This window comes from Methylobacterium sp. J-118, from assembly GCF_057836565.1.
Map to the genome: position 1 here is coordinate 1,204,968 of NZ_JBYQFA010000001.1, position 19,567 is coordinate 1,224,534.

Genomic DNA, 19,567 nt, shown 5'->3' on the forward strand with positions numbered 1-19,567 from the left:
CGCCACCATGCCCGAGACTCACGAGATCCGCGTCCCCGATCTGGGGGACTATGCCGACGTTCCGGTGATCGAGATTCCGGTGTCGCCCGGCCAAGCCGTCGCCAAGGACCAGACTCTGCTGGTGGTGGAATCCGACAAGGCGACCCTGGACATCCCGTCGCCGGTGGCGGGACGGCTCGTGGAGATGCTGGTGGGCCTCGGCGACACGGTCTCGGCTGGCACCCTGGTCGCCCGCATCGCCGCCGTGGAGGCGGTCACCGGTGAGGCCCCAGCGATACCGGCCACGGCAGCGCCCGCGACGGCGGGAACCGCGGAGGCGGAGTGCGACGTGCTGGTGATCGGTGGCGGCCCCGGCGGTTACGCGGCCGCCTTCCGGGCCGCGGATCTCGGGCGGCGGGTGATCCTGGTGGAGCGCGACGCGACGCTGGGCGGCGTGTGCCTGAATGTCGGCTGCATCCCGTCCAAGGCGCTGCTGCACGTGGCGGCCGTCACCGAGGAGGCCCAGCGCCTCGCCGCGCACGGCGTCAGCTTCGGCGCGCCGACGATCGATCTGGACAAGCTGCGCCACTTCAAGGCCGGCACCGTGCGCCGCCTCACCGACGGCCTCGCCCAGATGGCGCGCCAGCGCAAGGTCGCGGTGATCCGCGGGACCGCGCGCTTCACCGGGGCGAACGCGGTGACGGTGGCGCTGCACGCGGGCGGCGAGACGAGCCTCGCCTTCGCCAGCGCCATCGTGGCGGCGGGCTCGTCGCCGGTCGCCCTGCCGATGCTTCCGGACGATCCGCGCATCGTGAATTCCACGGGGGCGCTCGAACTGCCCTTCGTGCCGGGCCGGCTGCTGGTGATTGGCGGCGGCATCATCGGCCTGGAGATGGCCACGGTCTACAGCGCGCTCGGCGCCCGGGTCGACGTCGTCGAACGGCTGCCCAACCTGCTGGAGGGCGTGGACCGCGATCTCGTGGCGGTCTGGACCAAGCGCAACGTCCATCGGTTCGACCGCGTGCTGACCGGCGCCGAGGTCGTCGCCGCGACGGCCGGCCCGGAGGGCATCGCCGTGACCCTGGCGGGCGAAGGGCAGGCGACGCGCTACGATCTCGTGCTCCAGGCCGCAGGCCGCCGGCCGAACGGGGCGGCGCTCGGCCTCGACGCCGCGGGCGTCGCGGTGCAGCAGGGATTCGTGACGGTCGACAGCCAGATGCGCACGGAAGTGCCGCACATCTTCGCCATCGGCGACCTCGTCGGGCAGCCGATGCTCGCCCACAAGGCCGTCCATCAGGGCCACGTCGCCGCCGAGGTCGCCGCCGGCCACAGGTCCGGGTTCGACGCCGCGGTGATCCCCTCGGTGGCCTATACAGATCCGGAGATCGCCTGGGTCGGACTCACCGAGGCCTCCGCCAGGGCGGCGGGCCGGAGCGTCGAGGTGGCGCGCTTTCCCTGGGCGGCTTCCGGCCGGGCCATCGCCAACGGCGCGGATTACGGCCTGACGAAGCTGCTGTTCGAAGCCGGGACCAGGCGCATTGTGGGCGGAGCCATCGTCGGTCCGAGCGCGGGCGACATGATCGGCGAGATCGCCCTCGCCATCGAGATGGGGGCTGACGCCGTCGATATCGGCCGGACGATCCATCCGCATCCGACGCTGGGCGAGACCGTCGGCCTGGCCGCGGAGGTCGCGCTCGGCCTCTGCACCGACCTGCCGCCGGCGGCGCGCGCCTCGTCCGGTCGATAGGGTGCTTCTCGACCGCGCCCGGCATGGCGCGTGGGGTGGACTTCGGGCCGGTCCGGGCGTCTAACCCGCGCCGAGGTCGGGGCTATCCGACCGAAGCCGGCATGTCCGATGAGGAGCCTCGGTGTGGAATTGCCGTCGCGGCGTGGGTCAGCCTTTCCGCGGACGAAGCCCATCGGGCATCTACCCGGTCGCGGCGATTCCGCGTCCCGCGACGACAGCACGCGCGCCCGCATACTCGCGGCCCTGCTGGCTGTTCTGCCGGTGAGCGGCCCGGGCAAAGCCCTCGCCGAGACACCGGCCGCGATCGACCAATCCACGGGCCGGGACACCCTCGTCGCGGGGCTGCGCGGCCGCATCCTCGCCGCCCACAGCGCGACGCTCGCCCTCGAAGGCTGGTGCGCGGAGCACAGGATGGCGACCGACCCGCACCTTGTGGCGGAGCGCCTGCCCGGGCCGGAGAAGCCGCTCACCGCCGCGCAGCGCACGCGGTTGGCGATCGGCCCGGAGGAGCCGGTGCGCTATCGCCGGGTGCGCCTGGTCTGCGGCGATCACGTGATGTCTGAGGCCGACAATTGGTACGTTCCGGCCCGCCTGACGCCCGAGATGAACGCGACGCTGGACGGGACCCGCACTCCGTTCGGCCGGGTCGTACGCCCGCTCGCTCCGGTGCGCCGGACCGTCGCGGTTCGCGCCGCCGGCGCCGAGTCCGGTCCGGACGATCCCCTGTTCGAGGTGGACGCGGTGCTCTCGACCGGGGCGGGCCAACCGTTCTGCGAGGTCGTGGAGACCTACCTCGGCACCGCGTTGCCAACCCCGACGCGCTGACGGAGAAGCGTCGGCCGGGACACGCGCACCGCGGCACGCGGCCGGGCGCTGTCACCGCCTGACGATATCGGAACGCCGGGTTCCGCATCATGCTTCGGGCGGGAAGAATCATCGGGAGGCATGGGATGCGTTCGAGGCTTGGCCTTGCGGCTCTGTTGGCGCTCGCGGCGGGCGCGTCCGGGGGCCCGGCGCGGGCGGCCGATCCGGCGGGTCTGTGGCTCACCGAGACCGGCAGCTCGCGCATCCGCGTCGCGCCCTGCGGCGGCGGGTTCTGCGGGACGATCGTGAGCGCCCCCGGCAAGGCGTTGGACGCCAAGAATCCCGACCCGGCGTTGCGCGGGCGCAGCGTCGTCGGCGTCCAGATCCTCGACGCGCGCCAACCGGACGGTTCGGGCTACGCGGGTTCGCTGTACAACCCGAACGACGGCAAGACCTATTCCGGCTCGCTGCGCCTCACCGGGCCCAACACCCTCGAGGTTTCCAGCTGCGTCATGAGCGTCTTCTGCAAGCGGCAGAGCTGGACGCGGGCCAACTGAAGCCGCGCGGCCCGCGACGCCGGGAGCGCAGATTTTTTGCCGCGTCGCAACATCGCAGGATCGATTGTGCGCTATCGAAGTTGCCTGGGTCGGAACCGATAGGAATTCTCATGACCCGGACTTTGCTCGCCACCGTTCTCGCCTTCGCCGTCATCGCGCCGGCAACCGCTCAAGTCATCGAGACGCCGAACAGCACCACGGTGGTCGTGCCGTCCGGGGCGCCGGGCGTGGTCAGCACCCAGTCCAATGCCACCGGTGCCGATCCGGCGATCACCTACTCGCCGACCGGACAGCCGGCCGATACGATCTCGAACGATTCGGCGGCAGGCGGCAATGCCAATCAGCCGTCGCGGGTCGCCCCGCAGGGCGGCGGTGGCGGCAAGTAAGTCGCCCTACGGCCCAGACGATCCCACCCCTTGAATCGAGGCCGCTCCGGAAACGGGGCGGCCTTTTCACGTGGGGCACGCGCCTCAGGCGGCTTCGGTGAGGGCCTGCGCGACGGCGTCGAGGGCGGCTTCGGCTCCCGCGCCGTTCGGCCCGCCGGCCTGGGCCATGTCGCGGCGGCCGCCGCCGCCCTTGCCGCCGAGCGCGCCGGCACCGGCCCGGACCAGCCCGACCGCGTCGTAGCGCGCCGTCAGGTCGTCGGTGACGCCGACCACGAGGCCCGCCTTGCCGTCCGCGGCCACGGCGACGATCGCCACGATGCCGGAGCCGAGGCGTTTCTTCTCCTCGTCCATGATTGGCTTGAGGTCGCGCATGTCGAGGCCCTCGACCACCGAGCGGCGGAAGGCGATCCCGGCGATCTCGGTTTGGCGCGCGCCCCCGCCCGATCCCGATTCCGAGGCACCCATGGCCAGCTTGCGGCGGGACTCCGCCAGCTCGCGCTCCAGGCGCCGCCGATCCTCGATCAGCGCCGTGAGGCGGTCGGGAGCCTCCGACACCGGGGCCTTCAGGATGCCGGCGAGGGCCGCCAGCGTCCGGGCTTCCCCGGCGCGATGGTGACGCGCCGCGTCGGCGGTCAACGCCTCGATCCGGCGGACGCCGGCGCCGACGGCGCTCTCCGCCACCACGGTGATCGCCCCGATATCGCCGGTGCGCACGGCATGGGTGCCGCCGCAGAGCTCGATGGAGAAGTTCCTGAGCCGTCTCGACTCAGGCTCCCCGCCGACCGGCAGGCCCATCGAGACGACCCGCACCTCGTCGCCGTACTTCTCGCCGAACAGCGCCCGGGCGCCCGACGCGATGGCATCGTCCACCGCCATCAGCTTGGTCACGACGGGGGCGTTCTGGAGCAGCACCGCGTTGGCGATGTCCTCGACCCGGGCCAGTTCCTCCGCCTCGATCGGCTTCGGGTGGCTGATGTCGAAGCGCAGGCGGTCTGGGCTCACCAGGGAGCCCTTCTGGGCGACGTGGTCGCCCAGCACCTGCCGCAGCGCCTCGTGCAGCAGATGGGTGGCCGAGTGATTGGCCCGGATCGCCCGGCGGCGGGCGTGATCGACCTTCAGCTCCACCGGCTGATCGAGGCCGAGCGTCCCCTCCTCGACGGTTACGTGGTGGACGAACAGGTCACAGAGCTTCTTCTGCGTGTCGGTGACGCGCGCCCGCAGGCCCGGCGCCAGGATCAGCCCGGAATCGCCGACCTGACCGCCCGATTCCCCGTAGAACGGCGTCTGGTTGACGAGGACGAAACCGCTCTGGCCGGATCCAAGGCTTTCGGCTTCAGCGCCGTCGCGCAGCAGCGCGGTGACGATGCCCTCCGCGGTCTCGGTCTCGTAGCCCAGGAACTCGGTGGCGCCGAGGCGCTCGCGCAGGCCGAACCACACCGTCTCGGTGGCCGCGTCGCCCGAGCCCTTCCAGGCTTCGCGGGCCGCCTGCTTCTGGCGCTGCATCGCCACCGCGAAGGCGTCGGTGTCGACGCCGATACCCCGTGCCTTCAGGGCATCCTGAGTCAGGTCGAGGGGGAAGCCGTAGGTGTCATAGAGCGTGAAGGCCGTCTCGCCGGAGAGCTTGTCGCCGGCCGCGAGGTCGCGGCTCTCCGCGTCGAGGATCGACAGGCCGCGCTCCAGGGTGCGCCGGAAGCGGGTCTCCTCCAGCTTCAGGGTCTCGCCGATCAGGCTCTCGGCCCGCATCAGCTCGGGATAGGCCTGGCCCATCTCGCGGACCAGGGTCGGCACGAGGCGGTAGAGGGTGGGCTCGCGCGCCCCCAGGATCTCGGCGTGCCGCATGGCGCGGCGCATGATCCGGCGCAGTACGTAGCCGCGGCCCTCGTTGCCCGGCAGCACCCCGTCGGCCACTAGGAAGGAGGAGGCCCGCAGGTGGTCGGCGATCACCCGGTATGAGGCGAGCGTCGCAGGCTCCGGCGCGCGGGAGACCGCGTGCGCCACCGCGTCGATGAGCGCGCGGAACAGATCGGTCTCGTAGTTCGAGGGCACGCCCTGGAGGATCGCCGCCATGCGCTCCAGGCCCATGCCGGTGTCGATCGACGGCCGCGGCAGGGGGTTGCGCACCCCCGGCTCCAGCTGCTCGTACTGCATGAACACCAGGTTCCAGAACTCTAGGAACCGGTCGCCATCCTCGTCCGGGGAGCCGGGCGGGCCGCCCTGGAGCGCCGGGCCCTGGTCGATGAAGATCTCTGAGCACGGGCCGCAGGGGCCGGTATCACCCATCTGCCAGAAATTGTCGGAGGTCCCGATCCGGATGATCTTGTCGTCGGACAGGCCCGCGATCTTCTTCCAGAGGCCGGCCGCCTCGTCGTCGTCGGCGTAGACGGTGACCAGGAGCCGGTCCGGCTTCAGGCCGAACTCCTTGGTGATCAACTTCCAGGCCAGCTCGATGGCGCGGTCCTTGAAGTAGTCGCCGAACGAGAAGTTGCCGAGCATCTCGAAGAAGGTGTGGTGGCGCGCCGTGTACCCGACATTGTCGAGGTCGTTGTGCTTGCCCCCGGCCCGCACGCATTTCTGCGCCGTCGTGGCCCGGTCGTAGGCCCGCCGCTCGACGCCGGTGAAGACGTTCTTGAACTGCACCATGCCGGCGTTGGTGAACATCAGCGTCGGATCGTTCTTCGGCACGAGGCTCGAAGAGGGTACGACCTCGTGTCCCGCCTTCGCGAAGTAGTCGAGGAAGGTCGACCGGATCTCGTTGACGCCGCTCATCGGGGCTGACTCTGGCAGGAACACGGGACCGGGCTCCGCTCACCTTGAAGCGGTGCCCGCATGGCGCCCTCTTAGAGCCGTTCCCGATCGCGTTGCAATCGGGGCGGGGTTCGAGCGCGGGGTCTAAGTCCTTGTCGCTCCGCGCTCACCGCCGATCCGGCGGGGCTCCGTTTTGAGGGGCGCCCGGGTATCCGCCGCGAAAACACCTGTCTCCGCCCCAGAGCCGCCACAAGCGCGGCCGTGTTGTCGCCACATCTGTCAAGCGATGTTGAGTCTCTGGCGCCGTCAACGGCGCGCGAGGATTCGGGAAAACGATGCAGGGCCGCGCGGTCGGATCGTCGAAGACCATCACGGGCAAGCCGGGCTCCGCGCCCGGCCATTTCGGCTCCGGCCATGCCGACGTGATCGCCGCGCAGCCGGTGCTCGGCCGTGCCCATGGCAGCCGTCCGGCCCTGTTCCGGTCGCTGCTGACGGTCTCGCTCATCGCCGGCGGCCTCAGCGCCGCCCTGATCGGGTCGGGGGTGGACCTCGGCAAGGTGGGCCTCTCGCCGGCCGTGTCGCCCGCCGAGGCCGCCACAGAGATCACGATGCCGCGGCCGCGCATCCATACCGTCGCGCTGGAGGACGAGCTGGAGCGGACGCCGCTGCGCGCCTCGTCGAGCTTCGCCGCCGTGCACGATCTCGACACCGATATCGGCTCCAACACGGTCGACCGCGTATCCTACGACTTCCTCCTGTCGGAGAGCGCGGCCGGCGACCCGAACGACATCCTCGAATTCGGCCCGATGAAGATCCGGCGCCACCTCGTCCAGACGATCGTGCGCGCCGCGCAGGCGGTGCAGACCGACCCGGTCCTGCTCATGGCGGTGGCCGACAAGGAATCGAGCTTCGTCACCGCGGTCCAGGCCAAGACCTCCTCGGCCACGGGCCTGTACCAGTTCATCGAGCGGACCTGGCTCGGCGTGGTCCGGGATTTCGGACCCAAATACGGCCTCGCGAAGGAGGCTGCGCTCATCACGGCCGATGCCAACGACCGGCCGGTGATCACCGATCAGGCCGAGCGCGCCCGGGTGCTGGAACTGCGCCGCGATCCCTATCTCTCCGCCTTGATGGCCGGCGAGATGCTGAAGCGCGACGCCGCCCGCATCGCCCTGCGCATCGGGCACGAATTGTCCCTGGGCGAGGTCTATCTCGCCCACTTCCTCGGGCCCGACGACGCCGGCGAGTTCCTCGCCAACGTGGTGAACAAGCCCGCCGCCGCCGCCGCCGCGCTGCTCCCCGGCCCGGCCCGGGCCAACCGCTCGATCTTCTTCGCCGCGAACCGGTTCGTCGGGCGGGGCCGGCACCGCAAGCCGCTCAGCCTCTCGGTGGCGCAGGTCCACGAGAAGTTCGAGGCGATGATGAGTGCGCGCGGGTCGCGCTACCAGAACGTGCAGGCCGTGTCGGGGATCATGGCCTACGCGGACGCGGAAACCGCCACCCAGTAACGTCTCGGCGCGCCGGCGGGCGATTCGGTTGCGGGTGCGCAACCACCGGCGGATTGCCGACTTTCCTCCCTGTACGCTGCGTTTTTTCCGGCGTGCGGGAAGACTTCGGGGGGAGTCCTTGAGAAAGCACCAGACGAGCGCACCCCTGCCGCTCACCGATACGCTATCGCCGGGTATCCCGCTCGATCAGATCGGTCGTACACTCGCGTCCGTCTACGATAATTTGGTCACCGAGGGTGTGCCGGAACATCTGGCCGCCCTCGTCCGCCGCGTCCGCCAGACCGCCGACGATGCGCCCGCGCGCCGCGGAGCGGAGATCGCCGCGGCCGCCGCGACCCATCCCCAGGTCGCCCTGGTGGTCGAGGACGATCCCGAGATCCGCGCCCTGGCCGAGACCCTGCTCGAGGAGACCGAGCTCGACGTCATCGGCTGCGACAGCGCGGAGGCAGCCCTGTCGGTGCTTCAGGCACGGGGCGGCGACGTCGCCCTGGTCTTCGCCGATATCCGCCTCGCCGGCCGGATGGACGGGCTGCAGCTCGCCCGGGCGGTGGCGACCCTCTGGCCCCGGGCGCGGCTGGTGGTCACCTCGGGCCATGGCCTGCCCAGACCCGATTTGCCGCCCGAGGCGGTGTTCATCCCCAAGCCCTGGCGCCCCCTCGACGTGCTGGTCGAGGCGGAGCGCGCGACCGCCGAGCCGGCGCCCCCGGTCGTCTGAGCGTCCCGGCGGCGTGGGCGATCGCGAAGCCGGCTCCCCGGCCCGGTGTATGGCGCGGCGGACCGGGCCGGACCCCGACGGGCCCGGCTCTTGCATCGGTGGATGCCTCACTGTGGTGAAAGACGTGTCGGCACGAGCCCGGAGACTGCCGATTTGCCGATCCTGTCCGTCAATCACCGAACGGTCTATCAGTACCGGCGGCCGGTATCCTTCGGGGAGCATCGGATCATGTTCCGGCCCCGGGACAGCTACGATCAGCGGCTGATCGAGGCGACCCTGGACATCACCCCCGAGCCGGCCTCGCTGCGCTGGATGTTCGACGTCTTCGGCAATTGCGTCGCGGTCGCGACCTTCGACACCCGGTCTGAGCGGCTGACTTTCGCGTCCGGCATCACCCTCGAACATACGCCCGGGCACGCGCCGGTCTTCCCCCTGGCGCCGCACGCGACCGACTACCCGTTCGGCTACGGCGCCGAGGACATGCCGGATCTCGCCCGCTCCATCGAGCGGCAATGGCCCGACCCGCGCCACGAGGTCGATACCTGGGCGCGCAGCTTCCTGCCGCAGCAGGGTCGCGTCCCCACGCAGGAGCTGCTGGCCGCCATGACCCGCAGCGTCCGGGCCAACTTCACCTACCTGGCCCGGTCCGAGAAGGGCGTGCAGGACCCGCTCACCACCCTGCGCGGCAAGCGCGGCTCGTGCCGCGACTTCGCGGTGCTGATGATGGAGGGCGTGCGGGCCCTCGGCATGGCCGCGCGGTTCGTGTCTGGATACCTCTACAATCCCCGCAACGACCGGGCGCGCCATGTCGGGGGCGGCTCGACCCATGCGTGGCTGCAGGTCTACCTGCCCGGCGCCGGCTGGATCGAGTTCGACCCGACCAACGGCATCGTCGGCAACCGCGACCTGATCCGCGTCGCGGTGACCCGCGACCCCGCGCAGGCGGTGCCGCTGCACGGCTCCTTCTTCGGCCTGGCCAGCGACGATCTCGGCATGCGCGTCGAGGTCGACGTGGTCGAGCTGGCCGCGACGGCGACGACCCAACCCGACTGTCAGGGGCCCGGGCCCACCCCGGCGCGTTGAGCTGCCGGACCCGGAACGAGCGTGCGTGGCGAGCCCGCGCGGATGGCGACACAGTGAGAAGGCCGCGATGAAGATCAAGACCGGTTTCGATATCGCCTTCACGATGTCCCAGCCGACCCCGATGATCCTGATGCTGACCGTTCACCCGTCGCGGATGCCCGACGTGCTGACGCCGCATGTGATCACCTTCGATCCGCCGATCCCGGCGCGCGCGTATCAGGACGTCTTCGACAACACCTGCCACCGCATCCTCGCGCCGCCCGGCCAGCTGACGGTCTCGGCCGACATCACGGTCCAGGATACCGGCCTGCCCGACCCGGTGGTGCCGGAGGCGCGCCAGATCGCGGTCCAGGATCTGCCGGACGCGGTGCTGATGTTCCTGCTCGGCTCGCGCTACTGCGACACCGACAAGCTCTCGCAGACCGCCTGGTCGCTGTTCGGCTCGACCCCGGAGGGCTGGGCCCGGGTCCAGGCGATCGTCGACTACGCCCACGAGCGCCTGCGCTTCGACTACCAGCGCGCCGACGCCACCCGCACCGCCCATGACGGCTTCATGCAGCGCGAGGGCGTCTGCCGCGACTTCGCCCACCTCGCCATCACCCTGTGCCGGTGCATGAACATCCCGGCCCGCTACGCCACCGGCTATCTCGGCGACATCGGCGTGCCCAAGGACCCGGCGCCGATGGATTTCTCCGCCTGGTTCGAGGTCTATCTCGACGGGCCCGGGGGACCGCGCTGGTACACCTTCGACGCCCGCCACAACTGCCCCCGGATCGGCCGCATCGTCATGGCCCGCGGACGCGACGCCACCGATTGCGCGATCTCGACCAATTTCGGTTACGCGCATCTGGCGCGGTTCGATGTCCACACCGACGAGGTCGACTGAGCCGCCTCGCACGGTCGGACCGGGATACGTATTCCGCCGCCCCGTAGAATCTTGGCGGTTTTGTGGAACTGCCTGCCTATGCCCACGCTTGTAATGGCAAAGGTTATCGCACAGGCAGGCCACCCATGAAGACCACGGTCACCGCACTCGCAGCACTCCTCGGCGCGACTGTTCTTGCCGCGACGCCGGCCCTGGCAGCCTCGTCGTACGATCCCTTCGGGAACGAGGATTCCAACGCCTACTACTCGGATCAGGGCCAGTACGGTTACCAGGGGACTTACGCCCCCGGCTACGGCCAGGGCGTGCAGGCCGCGCCGCAGGCGCAGGTCCAGCCGATCCCCCGCGAGGTCGTGGCCTTCAACGCGCCCTACACCCCGGGGACCATCGTGGTCTCCACCGCCGAGCGCCGTCTCTATCTGGTCCTGGGTGACGGCCAAGCCCTTCGCTACGGCGTCGGCGTCGGCCGCCCGGGCTTCAGCTGGAGCGGCACCAACACGATCACCGCCAAGCGCGAGTGGCCGTCGTGGACCCCCCCGAAGGCGATGATCGCCCGCCGGCCCGACCTGCCGCGCTACATGGCCGGCGGGATCGAGAACCCGCTCGGCGCCCGTGCCATGTATATCGGCTCGACCGAGTACCGCATCCACGGATCCAACGAGCCGGACACGATCGGCCAGGCGGTGTCGTCGGGCTGCATCCGGATGACCAACGACGACGTCACCGACCTCTACGAGCGCGTCAAGGTCGGCGCCAAGGTCGTCGTTCTGAACTGATCCGGGCGAGCCCCCGACCCGTACTCGATCGACGTGGCCGCATCGTCCCCGGACGGTGCGGCCGTGTCGCGTTTACGGCACGACCCGCCCGATTGCGGTCTGCGGCGGGCTGAACGACGCGATCGGGAGATCGCAGAAACAGCGCACGCCCAGGGGCTTCGGGCCGGGGAGCGGGCAGGAGAACGGCTTCGGGCCGGTGATTCCCCGCTGCACGGCATCGCAGTTGAAGCCGACGGGCTCCCGCTCGATCCGGCGCGGCGGCCGACGATATCCACGCGCGTCGCCCGGCTCCTCGTAGCCGGACGGCGGAGCACCGTAGGCGGGGCCGTCGACATACTGGGCCCGCGCCGCCGTGCCGGGCAGCGCGGTGGCGAGCGCCAGCGCGGCAACCGTCAGGCGGAGGGGCATAGACGAGCCGATACGGCCAAAGACAGCGTGGCGCATCCTGGAATCCTTCGCGCGATGCGGATCCATCCCGTCCGCCGGGCGGCTCTCCGGGGCAATACCGGCGAAAACGAGACGGCCCGCCCCCGGGATCGGGAACGGGCCGCGTCGTGGCGTGCGACCGGAGATCGGGTCGCCGCTTGGGATGCGGCACGTCGGGCGCCGCCCGACGACCGGCTGCGTCTGCCGCCTCGGCGCATCGTCCTGGATATCGAAATCCGGACGACGCGCCCGGCGGTTAAGTCCGCATCATCGTTTCCCGGAGGCTGGAAACCACCTTTCGGGATGATGCTTTAGTGGCTGCTGCGCTCGGCGGCGTCCTGGGCGTTGTGGACGGCGTTCTTGGCCGCATCCTGCCCCTGCTCCATCGCCTTGCGGGCCTCGTCGGCGCCCTGCTGCATCGCCGACTTCGCGCGCTCGGCACCCTGCTGCATCGCGCTCTGGGCGATGCCGCTGAACTCCTTGGCCTGCGCCTGGATGGCGGCGAACTGGCTGCGCACGAACTCGGCCTGGTGCTGCATCGCCTCCTGCATGTCCCGGGACCGGACAAGCTTCTGGGCGAGGTCGAAGGCCGCGTTGACGTTCTGCTCGGCGTATTCGAAGCCGCGCGTGGACACGTCACGGGCGTTGGTGCGGGCCAGCTCGGTCGAGCCCTGCACAGTGTCGGCGGTGCGACGGGCGGCACCGATGAAGCTGTCGAAGGCCTTCCGAGCCTGCTCGACGCTCTTCTCGGCGAGGTCGCGCATCTCGGCCGGGACTTCGTAGTTCGGGGGATTGCTCATGTGCCGTCTCCTCTCATGTTGACGCCTGTGGATGGCTCTTTGTGCACCGCACAATAACCGATTCGTCACTGTATGCCACCCGCGCCACCGGCGTTAAGGTTGACATGCCGTAAACGTGTGACGGTCGGCGCAAGAGTCCAGCGCCGCGACGACGGGGAGTTTACAATAGGGCTACGGTCGTGCGCGTTTCTCGGGCAGATGGGTCCGGGGAACGGGGGACCGCGTGTGGGTTCGAGGTCGCGGGTTGTGGAGACGACACTGACATCCACCGACGAAGCCGATCGACCAGGGCTCGCCGCCGCCTTCGCGGCCTGGGCGCGGCTGCCGAGCCTGTCGGCTGCGTTGACCGCGCCGGATTCGGTTCACCTGGTCGTCGATCCCGGGACCGGGCAGGTCCTGCATGCCTCGCCGACCGCGCGTCCACTGGCCGACGTCTGCGCCGCCGCGGATCTGTCCCGGCAGATCGCCGCTGCGGCCCCGGGGGGTGCGTCGCCCCGGCTCGCACGGCTGCGCTTCGACCCCCGCAGGATCGCGCCCCCGGTGCTCTGCTGGCTGGCCCGGAGCACCCAGGAGGGGGGAAAGCCCGTGATCCTGGTGATGCCGACCGCTCCGGTGACGCCACCCCGGGCGAAGGCGCGCCCGCCGGAACCCGCCGGGACGATGCTGCCGGAGCCGGCGGCACCCGCTCCGGCGCCCAAGCGGGACGACCGCTTCCTGTGGCGCATCGATGCGGCGGGAACGCTGGTCTCGCTCACCGGCTCGGAGGTCCTGGCGGGCCTCGTCGGTCAGCGCTGGCAGGACCTCGCCGCGTCCGGCCACGTGGCCGGGGCCGAGGGGATGCTGGCGGCGCTGCGGGACCGTCGCACCTTCCGCGGCGAGCCGGCGTCACTGGATGCCGGAACCGGGCCGTTCCGGGTCGAGCTGTCCGGCGCCCCCCTGGGACGGGACGCGGCAGCCTTCGCGGGCTTTGCCGGGTTCGGCCTGATCCGGGGCCTGCCGTCGGCACGATCGGAGGCCCCCGCGGACGCGGTGGCGCCGACAGCACTGCCCGCGCCCGAGGCGTCGCCCGAACCCGGTCCCGCCCGGGAGGCGGCCTCCGCGCGGGAACCCGCCACGGCCCCCTTGTCGACGGACGAGCACGCCGCGTTCCGGGAGATCGCCCGGGCCCTCGGCGCGCGCTACGCCGGCGACGAGGCGGCGCCCGAGGGGCGGCGTCCGAAGGCCGAAGGCGGCGCGGTCATGGTTTTCCCCGGACCCCAGTCCGGTCCCGCGGAGCCGCGCGATGATCGCGCCGCCGCGGGGGCCTTCGCAGACATCCTGGCCGGGCTGCCGCTTCCGGCCCTCGTGCATCGCGGCGGCACGATCCTGGCGGCGAACGGCCGTCTCCTGAGCCTGACCGGTCACGCCGACGTGGCGGCCCTGTCCGTGAGCGGTCTCGGCGGGCTTTTCCCGGGCGCCCCGCAGGACGCAGAAACGGATCCGGCCGCGCGCCTGACCGCCGTCGCGGCCGCCGATGGGCGCGCCCGACCGGTCGAGGCCCTGAGCGGGCCCTGCACCTGGGCGGGCGAGGCCGCCCTGTGCCTGGTCCTCCGCCCGGTCGACGAAACCGATGCAGCCGCCGCCCTCGCCGCCGAGCGCCTCGCCCGCACCGCGCAATCGGAGCGGGCGGCTAGCGCCGAGGCCACCCTCGACGCGCTGGAGACCGGAACCGTCACCCTCGATCAGGCCGGGCGCATCCTCGCGGTGAACCGCGCCGCCGCCGTGCTGCTCGGCTGCGAGCCCCGGGAAATCGTCGGCGCCAGCTTCGTCGCCCAGGTCGACCGGGACAGCGTGCTGGCCGTCGCCGACCTGCTGCGCGGCGTGGCCCGGGGCCGGCGCATCGTCCTGCTCGCCGGCGAGCCCGTGACCCTCGACGTGAGAGCGGTCGAGGGCGACGGCCGCCGGGTGGCCGTGATCGAGCGGACGAACCGCCCTCCGGCGGCCGCCACGGACCTCGCGGGGGGCCGGGCACCGTCGAACGGCGCCGGCACCGCCCTGGTGCGCCTGGACCGCGCCTTCCGCGGACCCCTGGCCGGGATGATCGACCTCGCCGACGCGATGCTGAAGGAGCCCTTCGGCACGCTCGGCGACGCGCGCTACCGGGCCTGCCTCACCGAGATCAAGGCCTCCGGCGACGCGATGCTCGAACGGGTGGGCATGCTCCTCGACCTCGCCGCGGTGGAGGCCGGAACCCTGCACCTCGAACCGCGCGCCCTCGATCTCAACGACCTCGCGGCCGGCTGCGTGGCGCAGTTCCAGGCGGCGGCGGCCCGCGGCCGCATCGTCGTGCGGACGAGCTTCTCCACGGATCTCGGCGAGCTGGAGGCCGACGAGCGGTCCGTGACCCGCGCCGCCGCCCTGATCATCGAGAACGCGATCCGGCGCTCGACGGCCGGGGGCCAGATCATCGTATCGACGGGCGCGGCCGAGCGGACGGCCGTCGCGCTGCGGGTGCGTGACACCGGCGCCGCGACGCGGGCCGCCGGTCCCGCGGGGGATGTCGAGGAGGGTCTGGCCCTGCCCCGGGCCCTGGTGGAGGCCAATGGCGGCCGCCTCCAGCTGTCGACGCCGACCGAGGACGGCACGCTGGTGGAGATCATCATGCCCACGCGGCGGGCGGCCAACGGTTGAGGCCCGCGGGTCCCGGGCCGGAGGCGGACCCGACAAGTATTCGGGCTCGGCGTGCCGTCTCGGCAAGCTCGGCTTGACAGCGCAGGGCCGAAGCTCCACTCACCGCCTTACATTGTGCCCAATTTATCTACCGATTCCGCAGCGTGCACGAGCGAAAAGGCGATGATATCGCCACCGTAAAGTGTAGGCTACGTTACTTTGGAAGTCCTGGCTGCGCGGTTGAGGCCGCGATACGATCGGACGCCAAGCAGGGATGGAACGCCATGGACGGCAAGATCATCGACGTGCAGGCAGCGTGGCGTGAGGGTGCTCACGTCGACGATGCCACGTACCGGGACATGTATGCGGCGTCGGTCTCGGATCCGGACGCCTTCTGGGGCGAGCACGGCAAGCGCATCGACTGGATGACGCCGTTCTCCAAGGTCAAGAACACCAGCTTCGAGCCGGGCAAGGTCTCGATCAAGTGGTTCGAGGACGGCACGACCAACGTCGCCTACAATTGCATCGACCGGCACCTGGAGAGCCGCGGCGACCAGACCGCGATCATCTGGGAGGGCGACAATCCGGACGAGTCCAGGCACATCACTTACCGGGAGCTGCACGCGCAGGTATGCCGGATGGCCAACGTCCTGCGCAACCGCGGCGTCGGCAAGGGTGACCGGGTCACGCTCTACCTGCCGATGATCCCCGAAGCCGCCTACGCGATGCTCGCCTGCGCGCGGCTCGGGGCGATCCACGCCATCGTGTTCGGCGGCTTCTCGCCGGATTCCCTCGCCTCGCGCATCCAGGGCTGCGGCTCCAAAGTGGTGATCACCGCCGACGAGGGCCTGCGCGGCGGCCGCAAGGTGCCGCTGAAGGCCAATGTTGACGAGGCGATCAAGCGGATCGGCGCCGACTTCGTGGACCACGTCATCGTGGTGCGCCGCACCGGCGGCACCGTCGCCATGGAGGCGGGCCGGGACGTCTATTACGACGAGGCTGCCGAGCAGGTGACCGATTATTGCCCCGCCGAGCCCGTGGAGGCCGAGCACCCGCTGTTCATCCTCTACACCTCGGGTTCGACCGGCCAGCCGAAGGGGGTCGTCCACACCACGGGCGGCTATCTGGTCTACGCGTCGATGACCCACGCATACGTCTTCGATTACCGCGAGGGCGACGTGTACTGGTGCACGGCCGATGTCGGCTGGGTCACGGGCCACAGCTACATCGTCTACGGCCCCCTCGCCAACGGCGCGACGACGCTGATGTTCGAGGGCATCCCGACCTACCCGTCGAGCTCCCGGTTCTGGGAAGTGATCGACAAGCACAAGGTCAACATCTTCTACACGGCGCCGACCGCGATCCGCTCGCTGATGGGCGGCGGCGAGGGGCCGGTGAAGAAGACCTCCCGGCAGAGCCTGCGGGTGCTCGGCTCGGTCGGCGAGCCGATCAACCCGGAAGCCTGGGACTGGTACTACAACGTGGTCGGAGACCGGCGCTGCCCGATCGTCGACACGTGGTGGCAGACCGAGACCGGCGGCATCCTGATCACCCCGCTCCCGGGCGCCACCGCCCTGAAGCCGGGCTCCGCGACCCGGCCGTTCTTCGGCGTCAGACCCGAGATGGTCGACGCCGAGGGCAAGGTCCTGGAGGGTCCCTGCGAGGGCAACCTCTGCATCGCCGATTCCTGGCCGGGCCAGATGCGCACGGTCTACGGCGACCACGAGCGCTTCGAGCAGACCTACTTCTCGACCTATCCGGGCAAGTACTTCACCGGTGACGGCGCCCGCCGGGACGCGGACGGCTATTACTGGATCACCGGCCGGGTCGACGACGTGATCAACGTCTCGGGCCACCGGATGGGCACCGCGGAGGTCGAATCCTCCCTCGTCGCCCACCCGAAGGTCGCCGAGGCGGCGGTGGTCGGCTACCCGCACACGGTCAAGGGCCAGGGCATCTACGCCTACGTCACCCTCAACGACGGCGAGGAGGGCGACGACGCCCTGCGCAAGGAACTCGTGACCTGGGTCCGCAAGGATATCGGGCCGATCGCCTCGCCGGACCTGATCCAGTTCGCCCCCGGCCTGCCCAAGACCCGGTCCGGCAAGATCATGCGCCGGATCCTGCGCAAGATCGCGGAGGACGATTTCGGTTCGCTCGGCGACACCTCGACGCTCGCCGAGCCGGCGGTGGTGGAAGACCTGATCGAGAACCGGCAGAACCGGCCCTGATCGGTCCGCCCACCAGGACATGACGAGGCGGGTGCCGGTCCGGCGCCCGCCCCCAACAAGAACCACGAAACTCAGGTCTCAAGAAAACCGGAAGGCCGGAGCGCCTTTGCGGGAGGAACACGCCATGAGCGGCTCGACACTCGGCCTTCGCGGGGGCACGGCGCCCCCCCCATCCCGCAACGCCGCCGCGGCGGTCGATCCGCAGATCGACCGGATCGTCCGGACCCCGGAATTCCAGCAGCTCGTCGCCGAGCGCACCCGGTTCGGCTTGATCCTGACGATCCTGATGCTGGTGGTCTATTTCGGCTTCATCGGCCTGATCGCCTTCGACAAGTCGCTCCTGGCTGTGAAGGTCGGCGGCGGCACCGCGTCGCTCGGGCTGTTCATGGGCGTGTTCGTGATCCTGTTCGCCTTCGCGCTGACCGGCATCTACGTGGCGCGGGCCAACACGCGCTTCGACACGCTGAGCGCCGCCCTCAAGCGGAGCGTGGGCCGATGAACCGCCTCCTCCTCGGCCTGACGCTCGCCGCGATCGTGGCGAGCGGCGCCTACGCGGCCGGCCCCGATCTCGGCGCGGTCACGCAATCGGCCATGAACTGGCCGGCCATCGGCATGTTCCTGTTCTTCGTGCTGCTGACCCTCGGCATCACCTACAAGGCCGCCAAGGGCACCAAGTCGGCCGCCGACTTCTACGCCGCGGGCGGCGGCATCTCGGCCGGGACCAACGCCCTGGCAATCGCCGGCGACTACATGTCGGCGGCCTCGTTCCTCGGCATCTCCGGCCTCGTCTACACCTCGGGCTTCGACGGGCTGATCTATTCCACCGGCTTCCTGGTCGGCTGGCCGATCGTGCTGTTCCTGATCGCCGAGCGCCTGCGCAACCTCGGCAAGTTCACCTTCGCCGACGTGGCGAGCTTCCGCCTCGACCAGACCTCGATCCGCATCATCTCGGCGGTGGGCACCCTGGTGGTGGTGGCCTTCTACCTGATCGCCCAGATGGTCGGCGCCGGCAAGCTGATCCAGCTCCTGTTCGGCCTGCCCTATCTCTACGCGGTGATCATCGTCGGCATCCTGATGATCGTCTACGTCGCCTTCGGCGGCATGAAGGCGACCACCTGGGTGCAGGTGATCAAGGCCTGCCTGTTGCTCGGCGGCGCGACCTTCATGGCCGGGGCGGTGCTGTTCAAGTACGGCTTCAACCCGGAAACGCTGTTCGCCGCCTCCGTGCAGGTCCACCCGAAGGGCGACGCCATCATGGCGCCCGGCGGCCTCGTGTCGAATCCGGTCGAGGCGATCTCCCTCGGCGTCGGCCTGATGTTCGGCACCGCCGGCCTGCCGCACATCCTGATGCGGTTCTTCACGGTCTCGGACGCGCAGGCCGCGCGCAAGTCGGTGTTCTACGCCACCGGCCTGATCGGCTACTTCTACATCCTGACGTTCATCATCGGCTTCGGCGGCATCGCCCTGCTGATGTCCGATCCGAGCTACTTCAAGCTCGGCGCGGCCGGCACCTTCGACAAGCTCAAGGACATGATCGGCGGCACCAACATGGTCGCCGTCAACCTCGCCAACGCGGTCGGCGGCCCGTACTTCCTGGGCTTCATCTCGGCGGTGGCGTTCGCGACCATCCTGGCCGTGGTGGCGGGCCTGACGCTGGCCGGCGCCTCGGCGATCAGCCACGACCTCTACGCCCAGGTGATCGCCCGCGGGCGCACCACCGAGAAGCACGAGGTCAATCTGTCGAAGCTCTCGGCGGTGGTGATCGGCCTGGTGGCGATCTATCTCGGCTACGTGTTCGAGAATCAGAACGTCGCCTTCATGGTCGGGCTGGCCTTCGCGGTGGCGGCGAGCTGCAACTTCCCCGTACTGGCCATGTCGATCCTGTGGCGCGGCACCACCACCTGGGGGGCGCTCGCGGGCGGCCTCGTCGGGCTGATCTCGGCAGTGGCCATGGTGGTGCTGTCGAAGGCGGTCTGGGTGGCGACGTTCGGCAATGCCGCACCGATCTTCCCCTACGACAACCCGGCCCTGTTCTCGATGCCGCTGGCCTTCGCGACGATCTGGGTGGTGTCCCTGATGGACCGGTCCCGCCGGGGCCAGCGCGAACGCGCGGCCTTCGAGGCGCAGTTCGTGCGCTCCGAAACCGGCATCGGGGCGTCCGGCGCACACGCGCACTGACCGACCAAGACGCGGTGAAAACGAAGGGCGCGGCACGGGCCGCGCCCTTCTTCGTTTCAGGCGCCCCAAGTGGTTCTCGTGCGCGCCGGACATTGCCGGC

At 70.5% G+C, this 19,567-nt stretch carries 16 protein-coding genes; 13 read left to right on the forward strand and 3 right to left on the reverse strand.

The window, feature by feature from the left end; all coding sequences use genetic code 11:
* The first annotated feature begins 7 nt into the window (after positions 1-7).
* The 4 genes from lpdA to AC3IF3_RS05890 all read left to right on the forward strand — a co-directional run bounded on the left by lpdA (position 8) and on the right by AC3IF3_RS05890 (position 3,473).
* A complete protein-coding gene (gene lpdA, locus AC3IF3_RS05875) occupies positions 8-1,726 on the forward strand; it encodes a dihydrolipoyl dehydrogenase (RefSeq protein WP_489227799.1) in 1,719 nt (572 codons plus the stop codon).
* A 231-nt stretch (positions 1,727-1,957) separates the two neighbouring features.
* Positions 1,958-2,551, forward strand: coding sequence for a hypothetical protein (locus AC3IF3_RS05880; protein WP_489231250.1), 594 nt, complete (start codon positions 1,958-1,960; stop codon positions 2,549-2,551).
* Between the two features lie 125 nt (positions 2,552-2,676).
* On the forward strand, positions 2,677-3,087 hold the full coding sequence (locus tag AC3IF3_RS05885) for a DUF2147 domain-containing protein (protein ID WP_489227800.1): 411 nt from the start codon (positions 2,677-2,679) through the stop codon (positions 3,085-3,087).
* A 110-nt stretch (positions 3,088-3,197) separates the two neighbouring features.
* Positions 3,198-3,473: a hypothetical protein gene (locus AC3IF3_RS05890; RefSeq protein ID WP_243972650.1), complete on the forward strand. Its 276-nt coding sequence runs from the start codon at positions 3,198-3,200 to the stop codon at positions 3,471-3,473.
* Between the two features lie 84 nt (positions 3,474-3,557).
* Here the strand turns inward: AC3IF3_RS05890 and alaS are convergent, their stop codons facing one another.
* Complete coding sequence (alaS, locus tag AC3IF3_RS05895) at positions 3,558-6,239, reverse strand: alanine--tRNA ligase (RefSeq protein ID WP_489227801.1); 2,682 nt, start codon at positions 6,237-6,239, stop codon at positions 3,558-3,560.
* Between the two features lie 314 nt (positions 6,240-6,553).
* On the opposite strand from alaS, the gene AC3IF3_RS05900 reads away from it, so the two are divergent.
* From AC3IF3_RS05900 to AC3IF3_RS05920, 5 genes are all read left to right on the forward strand, one after another.
* The gene (locus AC3IF3_RS05900; RefSeq protein ID WP_243972656.1) at positions 6,554-7,726 is read left to right on the forward strand and encodes a transglycosylase SLT domain-containing protein; all 1,173 of its coding nucleotides are present in this window, start codon (positions 6,554-6,556) and stop codon (positions 7,724-7,726) included.
* Positions 7,727-7,901: 175 nt separating this feature from the next.
* Positions 7,902-8,441 (forward strand): response regulator, encoded by a 540-nt coding sequence (locus AC3IF3_RS05905; RefSeq protein WP_489231251.1) that lies wholly within the window; start codon positions 7,902-7,904, stop codon positions 8,439-8,441.
* A 153-nt stretch (positions 8,442-8,594) separates the two neighbouring features.
* Positions 8,595-9,524: a transglutaminase family protein gene (locus tag AC3IF3_RS05910; RefSeq protein WP_489227803.1), complete on the forward strand. Its 930-nt coding sequence runs from the start codon at positions 8,595-8,597 to the stop codon at positions 9,522-9,524.
* 67 nt (positions 9,525-9,591) lie between these two features.
* On the forward strand, positions 9,592-10,410 hold the full coding sequence (locus AC3IF3_RS05915) for a transglutaminase-like domain-containing protein (RefSeq protein WP_489227804.1): 819 nt from the start codon (positions 9,592-9,594) through the stop codon (positions 10,408-10,410).
* A gap of 125 nt (positions 10,411-10,535) precedes the next feature.
* A complete protein-coding gene (locus AC3IF3_RS05920) occupies positions 10,536-11,183 on the forward strand; it encodes a L,D-transpeptidase (RefSeq protein WP_243971412.1) in 648 nt (215 codons plus the stop codon).
* Between the two features lie 72 nt (positions 11,184-11,255).
* On the opposite strand, the gene AC3IF3_RS05925 is transcribed toward AC3IF3_RS05920, so the two are convergent.
* Positions 11,256-11,627, reverse strand: a complete 372-nt coding sequence (locus tag AC3IF3_RS05925) for a hypothetical protein (protein ID WP_489220102.1) — start codon at positions 11,625-11,627, stop codon at positions 11,256-11,258.
* A 293-nt stretch (positions 11,628-11,920) separates the two neighbouring features.
* Complete coding sequence (locus AC3IF3_RS05930; RefSeq protein WP_489220103.1) at positions 11,921-12,409, reverse strand: phasin; 489 nt, start codon at positions 12,407-12,409, stop codon at positions 11,921-11,923.
* Positions 12,410-12,655: 246 nt separating this feature from the next.
* Between AC3IF3_RS05930 and AC3IF3_RS05935 the strand changes: the two genes are divergently transcribed.
* The 4 genes from AC3IF3_RS05935 to AC3IF3_RS05950 all read left to right on the forward strand — a co-directional run bounded on the left by AC3IF3_RS05935 (position 12,656) and on the right by AC3IF3_RS05950 (position 19,467).
* Positions 12,656-15,079 carry a sensor histidine kinase gene (locus AC3IF3_RS05935; RefSeq protein ID WP_489227805.1) on the forward strand — a complete coding sequence of 808 codons (2,424 nt, stop codon included), beginning with the start codon at positions 12,656-12,658 and terminating at the stop codon, positions 15,077-15,079.
* A 263-nt stretch (positions 15,080-15,342) separates the two neighbouring features.
* On the forward strand, positions 15,343-17,289 hold the full coding sequence (gene acs, locus AC3IF3_RS05940) for an acetate--CoA ligase (protein ID WP_489227806.1): 1,947 nt from the start codon (positions 15,343-15,345) through the stop codon (positions 17,287-17,289).
* 124 nt (positions 17,290-17,413) lie between these two features.
* Entirely contained in the window at positions 17,414-17,788 is a 375-nt protein-coding gene (locus AC3IF3_RS05945) for a DUF485 domain-containing protein (RefSeq protein WP_243971402.1), read from the forward strand.
* On the forward strand, positions 17,785-19,467 hold the full coding sequence (locus AC3IF3_RS05950) for a cation acetate symporter (protein ID WP_489227807.1): 1,683 nt from the start codon (positions 17,785-17,787) through the stop codon (positions 19,465-19,467). The genes AC3IF3_RS05945 and AC3IF3_RS05950 overlap by 4 nt, the downstream gene beginning before the upstream one ends.
* Positions 19,468-19,567 lie beyond the last annotated feature (100 nt).

Bases quoted from the DNA above. Each gene is read 5' to 3' on its own strand.
- AC3IF3_RS05885 (WP_489227800.1), top strand. From the start codon at position 2,677: ATGCGTTCGAGGCTTGGCCTTGCGGCTCTGTTGGCGCTCGCGGCGGGC.
- alaS (WP_489227801.1), bottom strand. From the start codon at position 6,239: ATGAGCGGCGTCAACGAGATCCGGTCGACCTTCCTCGACTACTTCGCG.
- AC3IF3_RS05930 (WP_489220103.1), bottom strand. From the start codon at position 12,409: ATGAGCAATCCCCCGAACTACGAAGTCCCGGCCGAGATGCGCGACCTC.
- AC3IF3_RS05890 (WP_243972650.1), top strand. From the start codon at position 3,198: ATGACCCGGACTTTGCTCGCCACCGTTCTCGCCTTCGCCGTCATCGCG.
- AC3IF3_RS05920 (WP_243971412.1), top strand. From the start codon at position 10,536: ATGAAGACCACGGTCACCGCACTCGCAGCACTCCTCGGCGCGACTGTT.
- AC3IF3_RS05900 (WP_243972656.1), top strand. From the start codon at position 6,554: ATGCAGGGCCGCGCGGTCGGATCGTCGAAGACCATCACGGGCAAGCCG.
- AC3IF3_RS05945 (WP_243971402.1), top strand. From the start codon at position 17,414: ATGAGCGGCTCGACACTCGGCCTTCGCGGGGGCACGGCGCCCCCCCCA.
- AC3IF3_RS05925 (WP_489220102.1), bottom strand. From the start codon at position 11,627: ATGCGCCACGCTGTCTTTGGCCGTATCGGCTCGTCTATGCCCCTCCGC.
- AC3IF3_RS05950 (WP_489227807.1), top strand. From the start codon at position 17,785: ATGAACCGCCTCCTCCTCGGCCTGACGCTCGCCGCGATCGTGGCGAGC.
- lpdA (WP_489227799.1), top strand. From the start codon at position 8: ATGCCCGAGACTCACGAGATCCGCGTCCCCGATCTGGGGGACTATGCC.
- acs (WP_489227806.1), top strand. From the start codon at position 15,343: ATGGACGGCAAGATCATCGACGTGCAGGCAGCGTGGCGTGAGGGTGCT.
- AC3IF3_RS05915 (WP_489227804.1), top strand. From the start codon at position 9,592: ATGAAGATCAAGACCGGTTTCGATATCGCCTTCACGATGTCCCAGCCG.